Here is a 19911-nt window from a genome sequence, read left to right on the forward strand (position 1 = left end):
GCCGGCCCCTTCCAGAAGGGCTTGGCGGGCGGACACGGCGGGGGCAACGCCGTGCTGAACCCCATGAGGGTCGGAAGGGCAAACTAGTACGCGGGGCCGACGAGGTCCTCTCCCTAGTCAGGAGCTTCAGGAAGGGCTGGCCCCATACTGAAGGCGGAAAGGGGGAGAGGTATGTCTGGTGCATTTGGCGCGCAATTCGGCCGGTAACCCGTTCCGGCTCTTTTCTTTCAGTGCGCCGAACTGGACCTTAGGGGCTTGGCCCAGCCGCGCGTACACGTGTCTCTGAACCCGCCAGGCATCAGGCGGCGGCTTCGGATCGGCACGTAGCCCAGCGTGCGCATGACGGCGGCAAGGCGTCGCCCTCGGGCAGTCGTTGCATTGACTCGGAGCAGATCCATGATGGCGTGGGTCGAAATGGACTCCACGTTTTTCAGCTCGGGCTCGAGCTGCGTACACCAGGGATCATCGTACCCTTCGGCAGCCTCGAGCCGCGCCTTGGCCTCTTTCATCCTGCTGGCAAAGCTCATTCTATCCCCTCTTGGCCTGGTCATCGCGAACGGCAGAGCCCGCGGCCCCGCTGTCCTGGACTTATCGGGACAAGGTAGCGCTTATCTTACGAGGCCCGCTGGCAGCGGTCGTGCCGGGCAGGCGGGGCGGTCCACAAATCTTCCACACTGGCATGTCGGCGGCCTACGGCGCATATTCGGCGGCATGGGTTGGAGGTTTTCATTCAAGTCTGGTCGGCGGGCCATTGCCTGGGTGGTCAGCGTCCCCATGATGATTTTGTTCATCTACGGTGCGGGCCGGTTTGGAGATGGTCCAATTCGGGAGTGCGCGAATGGCGGCTGCCTACCGCACGACTGCCATAGCGCCTATTGCTCGACGCGGGGCTATTCTCATACCGCTGATCAATATCGGGCGTACAAAGATTGGGAGAGAGTTATCTTCATTGTTTGGCCGATCGGCATGCTCGTGCTGGGCATACTGAGATGGACCGAGAAGCGGAGCCAATAACTCCCAAACGCCCTTAGGCCCTCACGCCCCGGCGCCAAGCGCGAGATCATGGGGGCAGGCTGCCTCAATCTCCGGCGCGGGACTACGCCCCCGTGCGACTACGGTACCACCCTTAGCTGCTGGGTTATGAGCCCCAGCCGGGTGTATCAGTTTGGGAGACGCAGTCAGCAAGCGCAGGATTGGCAGATGCACGAACGCGAATTCGACGTTCTCTGTGCGATGTTCGACGGCCTGGTGGTGGCATCCGCCGGCTTGTTGGCCTTTGGCACATCCTTGCTTCTGTCGACGTGACGCGCGGGCCGCCCGCTAGGTCTGCCGGCAAGCCGCGCAGCCGGCGAATCTGAGGAGGATCAGGCCAGCATCGCCGCAATCGCGCTCGCGCTGTAGGACTGTCCGCCGGGCCGCTTCTTTCCCTTGCCGGGCTTGGTGACGATGCCAGCCTCCGCCATCGCCTTGCTGATGTCCCGCAGGGAAATGCGTGGCTGTTGTGCACGCAGCTGCCGAGCCATCGCAGCGGCCTCCGGATGGCTTTCAGCGATAGGCTTGCGGCCCTCTACACGGGCGCCAGAGCGGCGCTTGCGCTCACGGGCGCCACGTAGCTTTGCCACCGTCATCGCCTTGTCGAACTGCGCTACAGCACCAAGGATTTGCCGCACCAGCACCGCGGTCGGTGTATCGTCGACAAACGAGTCCGGCTTGTCCGCAGCGATTAGCGTGATGCCGTCAGCCTGCAGGCGCCGGAAGCCGGTTTCCTGCACAATTAGATCACGAGCGAAGCGGTTGGCAGTCTCGACGATGATGGTGCGGATGCCATTGCCGGCGATCTGTTCTAAGGCCGCCGCGAAGCCCGGCCGGGCGTCGATAGCATCGGCGCCCTTGACGGCCGGATCATCGTGCCAGGCAACGATGCGGTAGCCCGCGCGGCTTGCATACGCCTGTATGGCTTTGCGCTGCCGAACCACCGAGTCTTTGTCGTCGCCGACGTTGGCGGCCGAACTGGTCCGCGTGTAACCAATGGCTGCCTTACGCTGGCGTTTCTCTTGCTCGGACATGGCCTTAACCATGATTTGTAGTTATATCTCAGGAAAATACTACAAACCGGGGCTATGAGCAAGATTGGTCTGCTCGACCTTGCCGAGGTACTCCGCAAGCGGAACGCCGCTCGCATCTGATTTCAAGCGGGCCGCGTTGCTGCGTAGGCCATGAGTTCGCTGTCCGGCCTTGCCGGTGCTGGGGACGCGGGGCGGGGGATAGAAGCGCGTCCTCGGCGGTGTCGGACATCACCAGCTCCTCCGCCGCGCGCCACGCGGCGGCTTTGGTTAGTCCGACCGCGACGACGTCGTCGTTGAGGGTGACGGCATAGGTCCCGTCGCGAACGCGAATGATGTCTATGGTGGTCATGGGGTGCGTAAACGCGCGCGCTGGCGGCGAGGTCCCCGTGGCCGCCCGACAGCTGCGAGCCCGACACGTTGCTCCCGGTCGGCCCAGGAACGAAAGCACAGCAGCACAGTTGCAGCCTCAAAAGCGCGCGCCGCACTTGGTCAACTGGCTGCGCTGGTCCCGTTGTTAGCCATGTCAGCTCTTGGCCGCGACGGGACCCCCCCCCGGGCTCGAGTCGGAAAATAAACGTAGGTCGGCGGATCTGTGGCGCGACCGGCGGCAAAAAATCTCGGCGGACGGATCCGTATGAGGGGGGAGATGCGTATGTTGGGAGTGACTAGCTTGCGGCAAGCCATAGAGAAACTTGGTCCCTACCAATCACTCGCGCTGTTAGCCGTACCGGTCTGTCTGGTTGAGCCTTTGAAACTCATCGCTCTAGCGGTGGCTGGTGAAGGCCACTGGATCAGCGGCACAGCGATGATCATCGCAGCGTATGCCGCCAGTCTACTCATTGTGGAACGACTGTTCGCGGTGGTGAAGCCAAAGCTGCTGAAGCTTCACTGGTTTGCGAAGCTGTGGGCTTGGTTCATTGTCATACGAGATAAGCTCGCCCGTGCGTTTCGGAGCACGTCGGCTCCGTGACGCGCGTATGAAGAACTGATGGCTGTAGCATCAACTTCACCCGAAGTGCGCGGCGGGCATCCCGGCTAACGCTGATCGTCGCGCCGTCCAAATTCTAAATTTCTCCCGCAGCGCTTCGAGATCCAAACGACGCCCCACACCGCGCCGGCTTCACGCGTAGGCGCTCGATGGACCTCCCTGGGGGTAGCTGGACAGGCCGGGGGCCTCGCGCGCGCTTAACAGTGCCCCAAAAATACCTAGGACCTCGAAACCGAATTTGTAAACGAAGCCGCAAGGAGGCCGACACATTGGTTGATCTCGCTTGGTCTGTTGACCTGGCGTTTAAACAACGGGTCGGTGCCCGTAGATGAGAAGACCCCATGACCAGTCGTACTGCATGGACCGGGGGCAATGGCGCCGGGCTAACCTGGACCACCGGCATCAATTCCTCCGATCTCGTGTCGATGGCAAACGGCAAGACGGTTCTGTCTACCGTCAGTGACATCGCCAACGGTACCAATCTCGATCAGTTTATGGACGTGTCGGTGCGCTGCGCGATTGCGTCATCGACAATTGCCTCTGGCGCGACACTGGCGCTGTGGCTCTATCAATTGCTTGATGATAGTTCGACGTATGGTGACGGGCAATTGACGGCTGGAACGCAGGCGACGGTGACACCAACGTTCGCGCCGTGCGGTGTAATTCCGCTGATAGCTGCGGCGTCGCAAACATTGCTGGTGGGCGCTGTTCAGGGAATTCTGCTGCCGCCGGGCTCGTTCCGTCTCGCGCTCCAGAACAATTCTGGCTTTGCGCTGACCAGCGGAACACAAACCGTGAAATACCGAACATACAATCAAAACCTGAACGCATGATCGGTCATGGGGCTAATTATCCCGCGCAATCGATTGGTCTATCCAGGCTTCCGGGCCGAGATCAATCGCGATCATCCTGCCTATACGCCGCATCTGCGCTATGTCGGTGTTCCGGTTGGCAATTCATTTGTGAACTTGCTGACAGGAAAGGGAGCTACCGTCAGCGGATCGCCGGTCGCTCAGATCTCACCGCTTCAAGGTGCCGGCGTGTACTTCCCGAGTGGGGCAGGGCTCACTGCTACAGGGATCATAGACACGCCGGTCTCTGGCGTGACCATGGCTGCGATCGTTACGCCTCAGGATGCGTCAGTGACGTTTGGGGGCGTATTCTACACAGGCAATGGGGCGTCGAGCAATAATGACTACGGACTGACAACCAGCAGCGGCTTGTTGTTCAAGATTTACACGCACGGAAACGTCCAGGCCATCACCGGATTTCCTAGCTATGTGGTGGGACGACCATACTTTGTCGCGATGAGCGAATACCCATCCGCTTCCGTCTCGACGGCGTGCTGGGCAGGCGTGATGGTCGATCTTCTGACCGGTGAGACGTGGTCCGGCATGACCTTCGGCGTGAACGCCCTGACGACACCGGCCGCGGCGACGTTTTATATCGGCGGACAGGCCACCACGCACGCCAGCTTGGCGCTGATCTCTGCCGTGATGTACTCGGCCGATGCCGTATCTCCGCAGGGTTTGCTGGCGTGGGGCGCCGACCCATGGGCCTTTTGGTATGCGGGGCTTGTGAGGCGAACGGCCTTCTCAGGGCTCGCATCACCGCCTGTGGCTAAACCAAGCTTTTCAGTCATGGCGATTTTATAGGAGCGGGGATGTCGTTGTCCACTAGCAACATTGGGTAGCGCGGCGTTCACTACGGTGGGGCTTGCTCAAAGTCTTTCAAGTCGTAGCAAACCCAACTTCCCCTCGGGAACAACCCTGTCGCGACTGTCGCCATCCCCATGGTCTTGCACTCCTCCATCGTCAGCTTGTAGCCCTCAGATATTTTTATGTTGCCGTCTGATTTCACAAAGGCAATCACGCCCAGCGCGCGCATTATTGCCTGTTGGCGAGTGTTGTCGTGGCACACATAGGAAGACCAAGAGCCCGCCAACTGGGTCCCGGCTTTAATTGCAAGTTCGCCAGCTTGCTGACATTGGTCCAGGTTCTGCGATGGCTGAGAGACGATGTTGATCCTTTCGGAGATATTTAAATTCAGCGTCGCAACGATCAGTATCAGCGGAGACAGGTCAGCCATGAGCCTCAATCTCCCAGTAACGCCATAGCAATGCCTGCTGGATCAGGCGCGGCGGCCTTCGGAACCCTATGCGTTCGGCAGTCATACGGCCCATCCGCACCGGTACCCTTGATGTTCTGATTGTAGAACTGTCCCATCGAAGGCGCGGCAAGGAATGCGTCGAGTACGGCCGGCGGTAGTTCGCAATAGTGGTAGTATGTGCCGCGAAGATTGATGAGCATATAGCTCTGCGCCTTGTCGTAGCAGACGCGCTGAATAAAGCTGCTACGGGCTATGTCGGTGCAGGCGAACGGTTTGAGATCAACCGCGCCCCGATATTTGACGTCGACCGTTTCAGCGCTCGCAGACGCGGCAACCAATGCGCCGCAAAGCGCGACAAACGCCAGTATGCGCACAACTCGCTCTCCAGGCCAGACTCCATCCAAGCGCAACCTCAGGGCGCGCGCAAGCGGATTTCAGGTGCTGCTGCAGCGGGCGAAAGCACCGGCCCAGGGAGTGTTTTAAAACCGAGTCCGGCGTCTGCTCTAACCTAGGCTTACTGCTTCGGATCCAACGGAGACATTTAGGCCGTTTTTGGTGCTATGATTAGTCGCTAACGGCAGTGCAGCATCCACGTTTCGGGAATTCCCCATTGATATCCAAAGACCAGTCGGGACTTCAACGCGGGCCTCTCGTCAACGAGCCGGCCCGCGAACGTGCCGAGCGCTTGGCCAATCTGCTGGCCTCTATAGTTGAGTCCAGCGACGACGTGATCGTCAGCAAGAATCTGGACGGCATTATTACGAGCTGGAACAAGGCGGCCGAGCGCATCTTTGGCTACTCGGCCTCTGAGGCGGTAGGTCGGCCCATTACGCTTGTGATTCCCGAGGAGCGGCTAAGCGAAGAACGTGAGATTTTAACGCGCATCCGACGTGGTGAACGGATCGACCACTTTGAGACTGTTCGGCGACGTAAGGATGGTAGCTCAATCGCCGTTTCGCTCACTGTTTCTCCGGTCAAAGATGCCCACGGCAACATCGTTGGCGCATCGAAGATTGCCAGGGATATTACCGAGCAGAAGCGGGCTCAGGAGCAGATTAGCATTCTCGCTCGCGAGGCGGAGCACCGAAGCAAGAACATCCTCTCGAACGTACAGGCAATCATCAATCTTTCTCAGTCCGACACTTCCGAAGGTCTCAAGGAGGTGATCAGCGGGCGTATCCAAGCGATGGCAAATGTTCACTCGCTGTTTGTTGAAACGCGGTGGATAGGCGCTGAAGTCTCGGCGATCGCCAAGCAGGAACTTGCCCCTTATCTTGATGAAGACGGCACGCGGGTCCGGATGGACGGTCTTCAAACCGTGTTAGAACCTACCGCGGCGCAAGCGATTGCTGTTGTCCTGCATGAGTTGGCGACCAATGCTATCAAGTATGGAGCGCTATCCGACAAAAAAGGCTGGATAGAATTGGCCTGGTCGCGCGCCGACAATCGACAGCTGGTGCTCCGCTGGACCGAACTGGGCGGACCGAGCGTAAATGCGCCACAACGCAAGGGCTTTGGTAGTCGCCTCATCGAAGGAACCATCAAACCACTTGGCGGTATGGTGCGCTTTGACTGGCGCTCGGAAGGCCTTGAATGCGAAGTCGCCGTTCCGACGTGAAATCCCATCCGAACTGGCTTCTTAGCCCATCTGCGAGGTTGAGCCGTGCTTGACGGTGGTCCGCTTGCGCGGCAGGGCGGACAAGATGTGTTCAACCTGAGTTCTTCGCGGCTTGATCCGAAGCAGCATTCAGACCGCACCATAGAAGTGCCGATACTGCCAGGCGGCTTCCTTTTGCAATTGTGCTTCAGACCACGATTGGTCTTTGAACCGAGTGACCGACATCGGTGATAGATCGACAGGCGGCTTGCCGTCCACGATCCAGGCCGCAAGCGCCTCACCGACGGCCGGCGAGATCGAAAGACCGGCGACGTTGCAGCCGCTGGCAAAATAGAAGCCGCTCGCGCCGTCGGCTGGGCCGAGGACATGGTGGCCGTCAGAGGTCATCGTCGGAATGCCGCCGCGCAATTCGCGCACCTTGGCGGTTTGTAGGAACGGGAGCTGATCCTTCACCTCATCGGCGGCTGCATGAAGCACGCCGATGTCGAGCGGCATGTCCTTGATGTCGAAGCCGGTCCCAAGCTTCTCCATATCGAAGAAGCGCGGCGTTTCCTCGTAGACGCCCCACAGGAATCCACCCTGACACGGGCGTACATACACGGCGGCATCCATGATGCGGATCATCGGCAGGTCGGCACGCGCGCCATCCAGGGGCTCGGTGACGATCAATTGCTGCCGTGTCGGCACCAGCGGCACGCGGATCCCGCTTGCCTCCGCGACCTGCCGCGTCCATGCGCCGGCCGCATCGACAACGACAGGGCTTTCAATGACACCGTTCGCCGTGGTCACGCCGATCACCGCGCCGCCGACGATGTTCACGGCACGTACGTCGGTCTTTGGTAGCAAGATTGCGCCATTAGCCGCGGCGGCCTTGGCGAAGCCAATGGCAACCTGCGCCGGGTCGAAGTATCTGTCGTCACCTATCCTCATCGCCGCTTCAACGCCTGTCGGCTTCAAGAATGGATTGAGCCGATTGGCCTGCTCTGGAGAGATCAACTCGACATCAAGGCCCATGCGGCGACCTCGCTCAAGGTCGCCCTTGATAACCTCCGCGTCTTGCGGGCGACGCGCGATTCTGAGGCTGCCCGAGTGCACCCAATCTAGAGGCTGCCCGGTTTCTTCCGTGAACGTTTCGATCTTCCGACATGCGTCCTTGATGAGGCCTATCATCAATTCGCCTTTGCGAACGCAGCTCACCATGCCTGCCGCGCGGGGTGACGTTTGCGATCCGATCTCATGCTTATCGATCAGAGCGACGCTGAGGCCATTACGTTTGCTGAGGTAGTAGGCAGTCGCCGCGCCCAATGCGCCAGAACCAATAATAATCGCGTCGGCCTTGCTAATCATGGTGCAATGACCTCGAAATACGATGGCGATGACCAAGATTAACACGCGGCGTGGGACATGACCACTCCGCTGTCCTAGGGCCGAGTGACCTTGTTCGCCAATCGCTCAGCTAGCCCAACAGGATGTTTTTGGCGGTTGATCGCCGATTCTTGCAGCTTCCTGGGCAGTTGCTGGTCGTAGCGGATCGCGCCCTGACTCGGGTTTCTGATATCGAGAGCCTGGTCCCGCAGGCCGCCGGCGATGCTTTGGTTCTTGTTGATCGTAGTGGTCAGGGTGGAGTAGGGCGAGACCAGACCGCGCCCCAGGAAATCAGCCTCCTGCGCGACCGCTCTAGCTGCACCGCGCCAATCGCCACGGGCGGCCTTGGCAACATCCCCGGGTTCGATGATTGGCTTCCCGCGCCAATCGAGACCTGAAAGCTGCGACATGGCTGTCGAGAGCGCCGGAGACAGGGTGAATGTATCGCGTGCTGCCGTGGTGAGGTTTTCCTTGCCCCGTGCCGCTTCGTAAAGATGGTACGGGATCGCGAGAGGCCCGCGCCGCGAGGCGCTTGCGTGGTCGTTGCCGCTGATCCACCGCGCGGCCTTATCCAGAACCGGATAGACGGCGAATGAGAGCAGCCCCATGGCGAACAAGTTTCCGATCGCGTCCAGCTTGTTGCCGCGAGATCCGCGCACGAGGTCCTTGGCGATGTTGACGTAGGAGTTGAAGACCCCATAGTGGTAGCGGCCGAAGACCATGAAAGTAGGTTCGGACAAAATCTGAGAGAAGATCCGCGCTCCTTGCTTGCTGCCCATGATGGTGGTTGGGATCCGATAGTTCGGAATGTGTCGCTCCGCTTTCGTGATGGCGTCCTGCATCGACATTCCGTCGCGCATGTGCTCGAGCACGGAATGAGTGAGAAACATATCGTTAGCGGCCCACATGGCGTGGCTTGAAGCCTTGTAAACAGCCTTCACAAGATCGCTTGGACCGACGCCGAACTGGCGCGCAATAGGGTCCCATCTTGACGGGTTCTTTTTGACCGCTTCCCCAAATCCCTTTGCGAGATTCTCGAGAGCGCTGCGCGAAATCACGCCGCCGTAGATCGTACCGGCTCCGCTCTCACGCAACTGCTTCTGCAATTCGTCCTGGCGAACGACGGACTTGATCGCCTTCAGGCCATCCAGGGCGAGGCTTTTATAACCGCCAGTACCGGGGAGCCATCGGAAGCCGCGCTCAACGAACCAATGTTCTCCCACGTTGCGGATGTGCGCCGTCGGCATCCAGAAGATCGTTTTGGTGACGGCTTGGCTCAGTTGCCGCAGGCGGTTGATTGCAGGCTCGTTGATCCCTGGGCGGGCGAAGTCATCCATGACATACGCAAGCTGCGGGTCCATCTTCCAGCCCTTGAAGTTTTGGAGCCGCGTCTCGATGTAGTTGTCCGGTGCTTTCTCGCCTGGCTTTTTGGCGTGCTTCAGGAATTCGGGGTTTGATTTAAGATCCTGCAGGAACTGCAGGTGCCGCGCAATCTCGCCAAGGTCGAGATTGGCCGCAGAGGCGGAGAGGGCGGCGTTGTGGTAATATTCGGGCTTGCCGCCGCCGGCCACGCGGGCGTGCTCTTCGATCTCCGGTGTCGTCGCTTCCTTCATCGTGAAGTCGCGGTGACCCAACTGATAGCTCTCGCCATTCTTGTATTCGAAGCCGGGGTCGACCACCTTCATCGGTCGGCCATTGTTCCACAATGTGAAGCCGTCATGGTTTAGCGAGATGACATAGCGACGACCCTCCGGGCTCTCCAACGCAACGAACTTGCGATCGAGCATCGTGCCGCGAGGACGCGTGGCGAGCGCATACGTGCCCTCGATCGGATCGGCGCTCTCACCCGGGTTCAGGATGTTTCGCTCCGGCGAGTCGCCTTTTCCGATGCGGTAGATGTGTTCCGTAATCTTGGGACCAAGCATGTCCGGATCAAGCTTCGAAACCTGATCGAAAAGCCGGTCGTTTTCGTCAAAGAGGGGTTTCAGGTGCTGATTATAGAGCGCCTGTTCATGCGGATCGAGCTGGCCGATCTTGCCGGCCTCGCGCGCAAAATACATCCGCTCGAGCGTCTTTGGGTTGTTCAGCTCCTCCGGCAGTGACGCCGCCCACTTCTGCAGGTCAATGACGTGTTGTTCTTTCGCCTTGCGCACCTTGTAGAGTTCGTCCGAGAGCGAGCGTGCGTATTCCTCCTGGGGGCTGAGATTGTCATCGTGGACGCCGCGGGCGATGTAGCTCTTGGTCGGCTTGCGTCCCGGCTCGAGGAATGAATGGAGAAAGGCCGATCCCTTGAGCTTGGACTTCAGGTCGTCGACAATCTTGCCGTGGTCGACCCAGCCGCCTTCGTCTTTCAGGAGCTTGTCCATCAGGCCGCGCACGGTGGGCGACTTGGAGTCGCGCACTGTCTCGGGCAGGTCGGGCTTCGTGCCGGGTAGTCCTTCGGCGCCGACTTCGCCCTGGACTTTATCGTCCTTCATGGCGGCCGGCATCGATGCGCCGGGTTCGGGTTCACCTGGCATCTCGTCAAATGATGGCAGCTGCACACCCTCAACCTGTTGTGCGGGACGAACCACTTGCTGCTGGTTGGGCTCTTGTACTGGCTGTGGCGCAGATTGGCGGGCAGGCTTTCCCTCGAGTTGATCCAGCAACGCCGCCGCCGTTGCCGGATCCACATCCCCTGTGGTCAGCATGTCGCCCTGTTCGGACGGCGCGTTGTCTTTTCCGTAAACGCGCTCCGACCGCTCCGGACTGGATTGTGGATTGCCTACGGTGTCGCCGGTCTCGGGAGGAGCGGGCTGGACGGTCGCAGCTTCGCCCTCGACGGCGGGCTGCTGCGATACCTGCGCCTCTTCCTGTGCCGGCTGGGCAGCTGGGTTGAGGTCGACATTGGGGCGGCCGGCGACGCGGCCAACTGCGCGAGCGCCAGCGCCGGACAGGGCTTCACCAGCGCGGTTGAAGCGCGGGAACGCTGCGCCCGCGGCGCCTGCGACCGCCAGCTTCGTCGGGTCGACTGAGCCTTCGTTGTAGAGTTCCTGCCCGGCCTCGAAACCGCCCATGAGCGCGCCGCCGAGGACACGCTCACCGACACGGGCGCCGGCTGCGGGAGACATTGTTGCGACGGCCGGAGCAATGCCGCCGACAAACGCCGTCTTCGGGTTCGCCTGGATGTTGGCGGCACGCTGCGCGTCATCGTTGAAGCCAATAGCGTCAAGGGCGATCGCCTGCGCTTTATCGGTCGCGGTAGAACCGCCGATCATACCGATCAATCCGCCAATGATGGGCCCGGCCGGCGCAAAGGGGCCAAGGAATGGCGCTGCAGCCGTACCTAGCGCAACGCCCGCTCCGGCACCGGCAACACCGCCGGCAGCTGGCAAGGCACCATGCGCAGCCTCGCGCCCGAATGTCTTTAACTTGCTCTCGGCTTGGGGGCGTTCCGGCGGATGCTCCGTTCCCGGCCACTGATCGTCGGACAGCAATCCGACGTCGGCGTCGGACAAGTAGGATTGTTCACCATTTTGCGGTGCTGCGCGGCGCTGTGGTTGCTGGTCTGCCCGCGGAAACTGCCGATCCCACTCCTCACCGGCCCACTGGTCTTCACCTGAAGTCTGAACCGGCGCAGCATCAGCTCGCGGGAAGCGCTGATCCCACTCCTTGCCGGCCCAATCCGGAAGATCATCGAACATGAGGGGACGTTCGTCCGTCATGTCATCGAACGATGGGAGGGTATAGTTCTTGGCCATAGCGGCGCCTCTCTGACGGGATCAATTTCTCGTCCGAGCGTGCGCCCAATTGCGTTTATAGGAACTTGGTGGCTTGAGGTTGCGGATCGCGGTGGAGCGTCCCCGGCGGCGAAATTTTTTGGCTGCCAGTGCTTCCTCAACAGTAGGCGAGAGGTGACGAGATGGCCAGCGCAACAGGCGACCAGCAGATCGCGCCCAGCAGAGCTGTCCGACATCGACTAAACAATGAAACTTCAAGCTAGCGCAGGAATCCGCTGAACATTGGCTGCAGGAATATGTGACATCCCACGGACGCCACCTCAGCCGTTACGAAGCCGAAGCGGAGATAGAGCCACGCCCAGAGTACGCCGGGCGCGACGTAGCGGATGGCGTCGTAAAACAGAAGTGACGCGGTGACGGGTTCCAAAACCACCACGTTGAACGAGATATTGATGCATTGCGCTATGATCATCGCCACGGCGATGTTCGGAGTGGAGGCCAGCCGAAGTTTGCTCAGCGCGAAGGCGAGGACGGAAAACACAAAAAGGCGGTAGATGATGTTCTCGAGAAAGGCGCGCATCATGAAGCCGATGAGTCGCACATAGAGCGGCTGCTGCAGCAGCTCGACGAGTTCGGGCCGCAACTTCGCCCTGAACAGGTAACAATCGAGCACGGCGACATAGACCGCGACGGCGAGCGCAGCCATAGTGCCGATCCAGAATGGACGCTTGGCGCTATGTCCTTCGATGTGTAGGCCGCATCCGGATCGTGATGCTGCGAGCCAGCCTGTCCAGGCCATGACGGCAATCAGCGCGATTCGGGCAAGCATGCTCCCGAAGGTGGCCGCAGCGAATATCGTATCAAATGGCGCGAAGGCAGCGATCGCGCACCCGATTGCGATGATCCAGCGCAAACCTGGATCGAAAAGACGTTTGCGCTCTGCGCTGGACCGGTACGGACTCAAATCGGGGCCGCGCTCAGTCTGTTGAAATTCCAAACGCGTCACCACAAAAATGTTTTTGCCCTGCAATGGTCGAGAGACTATCTCGCACCTTCCTAGCGAGCAAGCATTCTACACGTCAGGCGTGCAGTTAACCTTTCCGCGTCACTTATCGGCGGCCGCGCCCGCGGAACATGCTCCGAAACCCTCGTGGCAGCCGACGAGATTCATTGTCCGGCTTCGGCCTGTTGCACTTGGGGCAGGGAGCACCGGCGCCGCCGCACCGACAAGCATGATTGCCGATCCAAAGGCTGATCCGGGTGGTTCTCGCGACGCAGCCGGTATCGTCACACAGGATGCAGGCGGGCTCACTCATAGGTCTTCCCGCACGCCACGAAAGAACGGATGCCGCACCTTCCCCTCGGCGGATCTGGCCCGGTACTCGATCTCGGCAAGGATCTTTGGCTCGACCCAGATTCCCTTGTGCCGGATGCGCTTGGTGTAGGGCTGCGTCTGTCGGATCAGCGGGGTCAGGCGCTTCCGGAGATCGGCAGCCGAGGCTTTGTCAAAGCCATGGTCGACCTTGCCAGCATAGATAAACTCGCCGCCCTCGCGCCGGCCGACATAGATGCCGTCCCAGTCGTTGCCGTCGAGTGCAAAGCCGGCGATGGTCAGTGTCTCGCGCTGGACGCACGTCTTCTTCACCCAGTCGCGGCTGCGGGTGCCGGTCGGATAGACGCTGTCGGCGACCTTCGATACGACGCCCTCATAGCCGAGCTTGCAGGCATGGGCGAACATCTCAGGCCCGTCGACCTCGAAGCTTTCGCTGAACTGAATCTCCGTGCCAGCAATGAGCTTCTTCAGCACGGCCTTGCGCTCAGTTAATGGCAGCTTCCGCAGATCGCGGCCGTTGAGATAGAGCAGATCGAAAGCCACCAGCACGATCCTGGTCGAGTGCCCGCGCAACTCGTTCTGCAACACCGAGAAATCGGTGGTGCCATCTGCAGCCGGAACGACGATCTCACCGTCAATGATCGCGGAGGCGGCCGAGATGTGCCAGGCATCTTCGGCGACCTTCTTGAAGCGCTTGGTCCAGTCGTGCCCGCGCCGGGTGAAGATCTTCACTTCCTCGTTGGCGAGGTGGACCTGGACGCGGTAGCCATCGAACTTGATCTCGTGAATCCAGCGGGTACCGCTCGGCACCTTCTCGATCGGCGTCGCCAGTGCCGGCGCGATGAAGCCGGGAAAGCGCGCCTTGGTCCCGATCGGCTCGGGCTTCCTCCGCTGAAACGCCACAACGCAACTCCACAAACGATGAGCTGATTCAAACTGTCACAGTCGCGATCGTTCCGTCGATCGAGGTCCGCAATTGGAACTGGCGATCTTAGCTTGCGTTTTGCCAGAACGACAGCGAAGCGGCTCACCGCGAAGCCGACGCGGAAGTCCGCCTGGCCCTGCAATAAGGAGAGCCGCATGGACATGAAAGAAACCTCGGCCATGACGGAAGCTTCTGGGCTAATCGAGGAGCAGGACGGCAGCAGTCGGACTTTCGAAGCGCCCGGTCGACAGCCGCAGCAGCCTTCGAAGGACGTTGCTCTGCGCTTGGCCGAGCGCTTGCGTGAGGTTGCCGTGAAAGCGCCCCTGCAGTCGCTCTTCGTCGCCTTCTTGATCGGGATCTGGGTCGCCCGGCGGCGCTAACCGAATCTGCCAACCGGCATGCCTCATGGCCAGAAGCTCATAATGTTTCTGAGCCCATGGCTCTGAGCAGCTGCATTGCTGACCAATTGATAGGGTTCAGGACGTGCGCGAGATGGTCAAAAGGTCGCGGCTCCATGGGCACGTTCTGGTCGGCGGGCGCACGCATCGCACGTCCCGCATAAATGGTCCCGACGCTCTTTGGCGGCGGGACCAAAATTCCAGGTCAATGTAGCACTACATCGATTTCTTATGGCGTTTATGGCGCTTATGAGAACTGCTCTTCATTCCCGTTCCGCTCTTCATCCCACCCTTTTCGGCAGTGTCATTGGCCGTTGCGCCAGGATTTGCCGACGCCGGGCTGCTTGAAGCGCCCTGACCGCTCTTCTGAGAGGGCGAATTGCCACCCCCACCACCGCCGCCGCCTCCACCTTGAGCGGACGCCGCTGCAATCGATCCAAAGATAAACGCCGTCGCCAAAACCACTTTCGTAATTCTCATGGGTATTCCTCCGAATGTGCCCCATCCGGCAAACCGGTGGGGTCCGAGTCGTTCCTAGAACGCGCAGTGACGGGCGCAGCACGTGGTGTAGCTAAGAACAATGTTTTGTGCGGACGATCATGACGGAGAGGCGGGTGATAGGCCCTGGCGTCCAGAGGGATTGGAAGCCGGGGCCTCGCGTGTGCTGTTTTGTACAGAAGTTTGGAACGGATTACCCTCCGAAGGAGGAGTGAAACGAGCGGGTTCGCCCCCTGCAGGCACCCGATCTGGCTAATGAAAATAGGTCATTCCTCCCGCCACGGCCGCGACGACTAAAGACAAAGCGGCGGCGGCGATAATCCAAGGCATGTCTTTGCGCTCTCGGGGGGTCATCAATAATGCCTACTAGGGGTGTAGAAGCGAAAGCAGGCGTTGGCGGTTCTGCTCTCTGTCGAGCTGATTTTTGCGCATCACTTCGAGTTCGGCTTCAACCTTGGTGACGTTTTGATTCAGCCGCTTCGATTCGATCAGCAACGCCTCAAGCTCAGCGAGCCGCCTTTCACCTTCGACCACGTCGAGTTCAATCTGCCTCAACTCGTCCATGATCGCGTCTTTGTACATCTTAGTCGCGCGCACCTGTGCGGTTACAGCCGTGTGAGCTTAAACACTTCCAAGAGCTCGCCGTTCCTTAAAGCCTTACGCTGGAGGATTTTTAGGAAGGTCACGGTGGGAATAAGTGGGAGCGGCAGGATGAAAAGGGTTTAGTCTATGTCCGGCGTTGAATGCTATCGGCGCCCGGGACGAGGGGCCGCTCGGCTCATCGGCGAGGAAGGCGCGAGGCCGCGAGGCGCGCTCGCGCCTATGTCGGGCCGCTGGGCACTGCTCCTGGCGCTCTGGAACGGTCCGAACGCTGATGGATTTTTCCGTTCATGAGCGCGGACGATTATCTCGAGAGGGCTGAACAGTACCGTCGGGCCAGAGAGACAGCCGACGACACGTTCACGCGCTATTTTCTTGAGCGGATGGAGCATGGTTATCGAATCCTGGCTGCCAGCGAAGCAGCACTCGCGGCCTCGCAAAAAGCGGAAGAGAAACTGAACAATCGGCGCGACTAGCTGGACCCGTCAGGCTCTTAGTTTCCGGTACTCGCCGTTAGTCGTAGGGCAGGGCTTGATCGGGTCGGCTGAACGCCTTCCTCTCATCATGTAGACTTGGCCTCAGCGACTGCGCCCTTCGCTATAGGAACGCGGTGTTCCGTCCAGAGTTAGTTCACCATGACCAGTGAGAGCGTACAGGCAACTATAGAGGATGCCGTCCGGATCGCTTGGAATTTCCTTCATGGTTCCGGCGAGATTATTGATGGCTATGAAGCAACCAGTTTCCTCGTGGCCGCGATAGGAAAGCTCGCGCTGGCTGGTGAGCGGCGCAAACTTATGCTGGCGAACCGCGCCATCGATGCCTACCGGCGGAGCAGGACGCAAGCCGCATGAACAAACGAATTGACGAGGCGGTAGCGGTGCGAGCTTATGAGCTGTGGGAAAAAGCGGGAAAGCCCGATGGTCGCGACGAAGAATTTTGGCGCTTGGCCGAGCAGGAGTTGATCAACGAAGACCGATCCTCACCGCTCCGAACGCCTGACACCCTGTAATCAGTCCGAAGTGCCCGACCAGCGAAACCGGGCCTGAACGTCGGAAGGGTACCGAGGCGGCGGTGAACCTGATCCGACGTTTGATTCCCATCAAAATTGATAGTCCCACAAACGTTCGCCGCGGTGAGCGGGCAAGGCAGCTCGCTGACGGTCACGCATAAAGCTTCGGGAAGGTTCTCCTCGCATCGAACGCCCGAGCGGTTGGCCACCTCAGAGCGGACCTATTGAAGTTCTAGCTCGAAGATTGGGGGAACATATAGCTTACATGAAACTTACATTCCCGTTCCGCAGGAACCTAGCTGGGAGGGGAATGCATGGGTCAAGTACGCCGTCGCGTCAAGCAAACCAACTCACTTGAAGAGCGCCTTTTCGAGCGAGCCAAGGAATTACGCGACCAAGCCGCAATGCTGGCCCCAGGGACCGAGAAGGAAGCGCTGTTGAAGCTGGCGCGGCAAGCTGAGGCTGGTGCAAGCATGACCGAATGGCTGCGCGGTCCCAGACTACAGTCTACGACATGAACCGATCCGCGGAGCCCAGCAACGCGCTAAAGATGGCAGCTGGAGTGTCTGTTTTGCTCACCCTATTGCTCCTGGGTTTTTTCTTTATCGCGTTTTAGCGTAAGGGCGGCTCGATTGGTGGCGCTTCCACTCTCCCCAAGCTGCTGGCGGGGGCTTCCATTCGACCCCGGAGTTCTCCGGATACATCCATAAAGAACTCTTTAAAGCCGCGCTGCGATCCTGGTTATCGATGGATCAAGACCCGCCACGGGAACGGCTCGTGCCCTTGTTGAGGCGCGGTTACGTTCGACTGGCGGGTTGGATGGTACGCGACAACAGAACGGTGGAGGCAAGCCGATTGCCGGAGCCGACGCGGACCGAAGCGCCAGCTAGAACCCAGGAATCGTCACGACATCCGGAGCCGCCCAGACCTTAAAGGAGCGTGATTTCATGAAGGGCTTGTTGCTCGCTTTCGGCATCCTTTTGGCACTTTACGTCGCCGACCAGCATTTCAACCACGGTCAGTACACCGACGCCGTCCAGCGTATGGCGGCTCAGATGAGACATTCGTTCGGAGTGTAAGGCCGTGCCAGCATAGCGCCATGCAATGTTCGTTACAGGCCGGCGCCGACGTCGATCCCGTATCGCGCAAGGGCGATCGACAGCACCAAACCGAAAAGGCTGAATAGAGTGACCACCGCAAGGCTCGACATCGGCCGGTGCGTGGCCCGGAGATCCGTTACGGGCTTCGAAAGAGCAACCATCTGAAATTCTCCCCAAATCAATGCGGAGAGGCTAGTAGTTAAATATTACCAGCAGATTTCGCCGATTGTTTCAATTGAGCTTCGCCGGAACGCGCAGTTCTCACGCCGGATGGGGATCGCGCTCAGCGCCGGGTAGGCGCTGCTGTTTCTTTCAACGAGCAGAGGGCGGCAATGGCCACGCCAAATAGGAACGCGGACCGTTTTCCTTCAGTTGCCCGGGAGAAATCTTGGAGCCAATCACTATGAAACTTCTAGCCGCCGCGCCGGCCTTCCTGGTCCTCGCCCTTTCAGCCGTCTCTGCGCAGCCTTCAGGGAGTCCCAGCGGCCGCGGTGCTGTCACCGGTGATCCGGCAGCCAGCTCGATGACACCAAGCAGAGACCCCCGGGGCACTACCGGTATGTCCCAAAGCACGAGCAGCGGAAGCGGAACGTCCACCTCTGGCGGAAAGGACGCTACCGGGGATGAGGGCCGAGATGCGATGCCCGAAAGCAACAAGGCAGTGCGTCCGGAGAGCCAACAGCCTCGTAAACCCTGAGGCGGAGGGGACGTCCTTCTGGCGGCGCCGCAGTGTGTCACCGCTCTCCCGGCCACCACGTCGACGGCGGGTTCAGCGCGGATATTTTGTTCGTCCGCAATGCCACCAGGTGGCTGCGCTTGAACGGATGGCCGTTCCGGCGCGAACACTGCTTGCACCGCATGTACCGTTCCAACTCGTGGATCGGCGTCCACTTTGGGCGTCTGACGATGTCCAGTGCGACCGTCTGATGGGTGTCGCAGCCGAGGCACTTCACCTCGAGATAGCCGTAGCCGGCGTTCAGAGCATCGCCGAGGGCAGGGGATGGCTGGGCTGGTCCCTGGAAGGCGAGCATGCGGGCATTCCATGCCTGACAGGCAAGCGAGTCGGCATCCCGGCGTGCCTCCACAGCCCGTTCGGCCAGATGCCGGACGGTGGCGCCGAACATATACTCCCGGGATTTCGAGCCCATGCGGCCCTGATCGCGCTGAATCCGGCGATCTGGAAGCCGCTAGGACTGGCGTCCGGCGTGTGCTGGAAATGCGAGACTTTGGTCAATCAGGAGTCAGGACGACGGCTTCCGAAAAGGCACCACCACTCCGTCGGCCGCACGAATTGCTACCTTGGCCAGTTCCAATGCGTCGAACCCGACATTCACAAGCGCATCCGCGACGCCCTGACGGTCTAGCTCGCGCACGATCGCCTCGCTTACCCTCATCAATCGATCGGGGTCGGCTTCTGTCATGGGCATGGCGTAGCTAATGACGACGGGCGGAGGAAAAGTTCGAACCGTCGGGGGCTGTTTAGTTCGACCGGTCGACAGAACAAATTAAGATGGCCGTCGAATAACGCCCGGCAGCCTGAAGCCGCCGGGCGATAACTGTCGTCTCCATGTTGCAGTCCTATGTATCTACACATTTCAGCTGACATCAAGCTTACGCCGGCCCCGTAAAAGACCGGTCGATATTTCGATGACCTCATAAGAAATAATTAGGGTATCTAAGTTACCTTACTTCTCGATCCTGACCTTGCCCGTCCGGATCACCTGCATATTGATGCCTTGGAATTCGGCCCCGTCACGTCTCAGCGTGACGGGGTTTTCCATTTTGGCGCTACCGTGCTTTGCCGGATTGCTGCGCGTGCGAAGTGGGCTACAATTTTCGGGCCGGGGCAGGATTTCAGCGAAGATCAGTATTTCGAGAATTTCCGGCAGGGGGCCGTTTACGCGAGCGGCCCCTTTTCTATTCGGCGGACGGGTGAGCCCTCACTGGGAGCGACCGGAGTATGCTTGATGATCCGGCCGCGGTCGTCTTCTGCCATCACGGCTTTCAGAATGGAATCACATCGCCGTCCGCGGCGCGGATCACGACCTTGGCCAGATCCATGATCTTGAAGCCTCGATCAGCCAGCATGTTGGCGACGCCCTGACGGTCCATTTCGTACACGACCGCCTCGGCGACCTTCATCAGACGGGCAGTCTCGGCGGTGGGGTCTGACATCGGAGGGG

24 protein-coding genes are annotated in these 19911 nt (G+C 59.9%); 10 read left to right on the top strand and 14 right to left on the bottom strand.

What is annotated here, in order from left to right:
- Positions 1–227 precede the first annotated feature (227 nt).
- Together ACVINW_RS29950 and ACVINW_RS29955 are read right to left on the bottom strand one after the other, a co-directional pair.
- The gene (locus ACVINW_RS29950) at positions 228–527 is read right to left on the bottom strand and encodes a hypothetical protein (RefSeq protein WP_456754590.1); all 300 of its coding nucleotides are present in this window, start codon (positions 525–527) and stop codon (positions 228–230) included.
- A gap of 837 nt (positions 528–1364) precedes the next feature.
- The gene (locus tag ACVINW_RS29955) at positions 1365–2066 is read right to left on the bottom strand and encodes a recombinase family protein (protein WP_456754591.1); all 702 of its coding nucleotides are present in this window, start codon (positions 2064–2066) and stop codon (positions 1365–1367) included.
- A 652-nt stretch (positions 2067–2718) separates the two neighbouring features.
- Here ACVINW_RS29955 and ACVINW_RS29960 point away from each other — a divergent pair.
- The 3 genes from ACVINW_RS29960 to ACVINW_RS29970 all read left to right on the top strand — a co-directional run bounded on the left by ACVINW_RS29960 (position 2719) and on the right by ACVINW_RS29970 (position 4709).
- A complete protein-coding gene (locus ACVINW_RS29960) occupies positions 2719–3036 on the top strand; it encodes a hypothetical protein (RefSeq protein ID WP_456754592.1) in 318 nt (105 codons plus the stop codon).
- A gap of 359 nt (positions 3037–3395) precedes the next feature.
- Entirely contained in the window at positions 3396–3887 is a 492-nt protein-coding gene (locus ACVINW_RS29965; protein WP_456754593.1) for a hypothetical protein, read from the top strand.
- Between the two features lie 6 nt (positions 3888–3893).
- Positions 3894–4709 carry a hypothetical protein gene (locus ACVINW_RS29970; protein WP_456754594.1) on the top strand — a complete coding sequence of 272 codons (816 nt, stop codon included), beginning with the start codon at positions 3894–3896 and terminating at the stop codon, positions 4707–4709.
- Between the two features lie 49 nt (positions 4710–4758).
- Here ACVINW_RS29970 and ACVINW_RS29975 read toward each other — a convergent pair whose 3' ends face one another.
- Together ACVINW_RS29975 and ACVINW_RS29980 are read right to left on the bottom strand one after the other, a co-directional pair.
- Positions 4759–5142, bottom strand: coding sequence for a hypothetical protein (locus ACVINW_RS29975; RefSeq protein ID WP_456754595.1), 384 nt, complete (start codon positions 5140–5142; stop codon positions 4759–4761).
- 5 nt (positions 5143–5147) lie between these two features.
- Positions 5148–5537: a KTSC domain-containing protein gene (locus tag ACVINW_RS29980; protein WP_456754596.1), complete on the bottom strand. Its 390-nt coding sequence runs from the start codon at positions 5535–5537 to the stop codon at positions 5148–5150.
- 236 nt (positions 5538–5773) lie between these two features.
- Here ACVINW_RS29980 and ACVINW_RS29985 point away from each other — a divergent pair, with 236 nt between their 5' ends.
- Positions 5774–6781 carry a PAS domain S-box protein gene (locus tag ACVINW_RS29985; RefSeq protein ID WP_456754597.1) on the top strand — a complete coding sequence of 336 codons (1008 nt, stop codon included), beginning with the start codon at positions 5774–5776 and terminating at the stop codon, positions 6779–6781.
- 129 nt (positions 6782–6910) lie between these two features.
- Here the strand turns inward: ACVINW_RS29985 and ACVINW_RS29990 are convergent, their stop codons facing one another.
- From ACVINW_RS29990 to ligD, 4 genes are all read right to left on the bottom strand, one after another.
- Positions 6911–8128: an NAD(P)/FAD-dependent oxidoreductase gene (locus tag ACVINW_RS29990; RefSeq protein ID WP_456754598.1), complete on the bottom strand. Its 1218-nt coding sequence runs from the start codon at positions 8126–8128 to the stop codon at positions 6911–6913.
- Positions 8129–8202: 74 nt separating this feature from the next.
- A complete protein-coding gene (locus ACVINW_RS29995) occupies positions 8203–11886 on the bottom strand; it encodes a hypothetical protein (RefSeq protein ID WP_456754599.1) in 3684 nt (1227 codons plus the stop codon).
- A 238-nt stretch (positions 11887–12124) separates the two neighbouring features.
- Positions 12125–12895, bottom strand: coding sequence for a hypothetical protein (locus ACVINW_RS30000; protein WP_456754600.1), 771 nt, complete (start codon positions 12893–12895; stop codon positions 12125–12127).
- A gap of 282 nt (positions 12896–13177) precedes the next feature.
- Positions 13178–14101 carry a non-homologous end-joining DNA ligase gene (gene ligD, locus ACVINW_RS30005; RefSeq protein ID WP_456754601.1) on the bottom strand — a complete coding sequence of 308 codons (924 nt, stop codon included), beginning with the start codon at positions 14099–14101 and terminating at the stop codon, positions 13178–13180.
- A gap of 177 nt (positions 14102–14278) precedes the next feature.
- On the opposite strand from ligD, the gene ACVINW_RS30010 reads away from it, so the two are divergent.
- On the top strand, positions 14279–14503 hold the full coding sequence (locus tag ACVINW_RS30010; RefSeq protein ID WP_456754602.1) for a hypothetical protein: 225 nt from the start codon (positions 14279–14281) through the stop codon (positions 14501–14503).
- Between the two features lie 234 nt (positions 14504–14737).
- Here ACVINW_RS30010 and ACVINW_RS30015 read toward each other — a convergent pair whose 3' ends face one another.
- Both ACVINW_RS30015 and ACVINW_RS30020 read right to left on the bottom strand, forming a co-directional pair.
- Entirely contained in the window at positions 14738–15001 is a 264-nt protein-coding gene (locus ACVINW_RS30015; protein ID WP_456754603.1) for a hypothetical protein, read from the bottom strand.
- 384 nt (positions 15002–15385) lie between these two features.
- Positions 15386–15601, bottom strand: a complete 216-nt coding sequence (locus tag ACVINW_RS30020) for a hypothetical protein (RefSeq protein ID WP_456754604.1) — start codon at positions 15599–15601, stop codon at positions 15386–15388.
- A 308-nt stretch (positions 15602–15909) separates the two neighbouring features.
- On the opposite strand from ACVINW_RS30020, the gene ACVINW_RS30025 reads away from it, so the two are divergent.
- From ACVINW_RS30025 to ACVINW_RS30045, 5 genes are all read left to right on the top strand, one after another.
- Entirely contained in the window at positions 15910–16095 is a 186-nt protein-coding gene (locus ACVINW_RS30025) for a hypothetical protein (protein WP_456754605.1), read from the top strand.
- Positions 16096–16254: 159 nt separating this feature from the next.
- Positions 16255–16470, top strand: a complete 216-nt coding sequence (locus ACVINW_RS30030) for a hypothetical protein (RefSeq protein ID WP_456754606.1) — start codon at positions 16255–16257, stop codon at positions 16468–16470.
- Positions 16467–16628 (top strand): DUF2934 domain-containing protein, encoded by a 162-nt coding sequence (locus ACVINW_RS30035; RefSeq protein ID WP_456706837.1) that lies wholly within the window; start codon positions 16467–16469, stop codon positions 16626–16628. The genes ACVINW_RS30030 and ACVINW_RS30035 overlap by 4 nt, the downstream gene beginning before the upstream one ends.
- 314 nt (positions 16629–16942) lie before the next feature.
- On the top strand, positions 16943–17146 hold the full coding sequence (locus tag ACVINW_RS30040) for a hypothetical protein (protein ID WP_456754607.1): 204 nt from the start codon (positions 16943–16945) through the stop codon (positions 17144–17146).
- 429 nt (positions 17147–17575) lie between these two features.
- Positions 17576–17707 carry a hypothetical protein gene (locus ACVINW_RS30045; protein ID WP_456754608.1) on the top strand — a complete coding sequence of 44 codons (132 nt, stop codon included), beginning with the start codon at positions 17576–17578 and terminating at the stop codon, positions 17705–17707.
- A gap of 32 nt (positions 17708–17739) precedes the next feature.
- Here the strand turns inward: ACVINW_RS30045 and ACVINW_RS30050 are convergent, their stop codons facing one another.
- The 4 genes from ACVINW_RS30050 to ACVINW_RS30065 form a co-directional block, all read right to left on the bottom strand.
- Entirely contained in the window at positions 17740–17889 is a 150-nt protein-coding gene (locus tag ACVINW_RS30050; RefSeq protein WP_456749497.1) for a hypothetical protein, read from the bottom strand.
- Between the two features lie 573 nt (positions 17890–18462).
- Entirely contained in the window at positions 18463–18876 is a 414-nt protein-coding gene (locus tag ACVINW_RS30055) for a hypothetical protein (protein WP_456754609.1), read from the bottom strand.
- Positions 18877–18969: 93 nt separating this feature from the next.
- Complete coding sequence (locus tag ACVINW_RS30060) at positions 18970–19149, bottom strand: hypothetical protein (RefSeq protein ID WP_456754610.1); 180 nt, start codon at positions 19147–19149, stop codon at positions 18970–18972.
- A gap of 583 nt (positions 19150–19732) precedes the next feature.
- Positions 19733–19870 carry a hypothetical protein gene (locus ACVINW_RS30065; protein WP_456754611.1) on the bottom strand — a complete coding sequence of 46 codons (138 nt, stop codon included), beginning with the start codon at positions 19868–19870 and terminating at the stop codon, positions 19733–19735.
- Positions 19871–19911 lie beyond the last annotated feature (41 nt).

It is taken from the genome of Bradyrhizobium sp. USDA 4461, assembly GCF_054055655.1.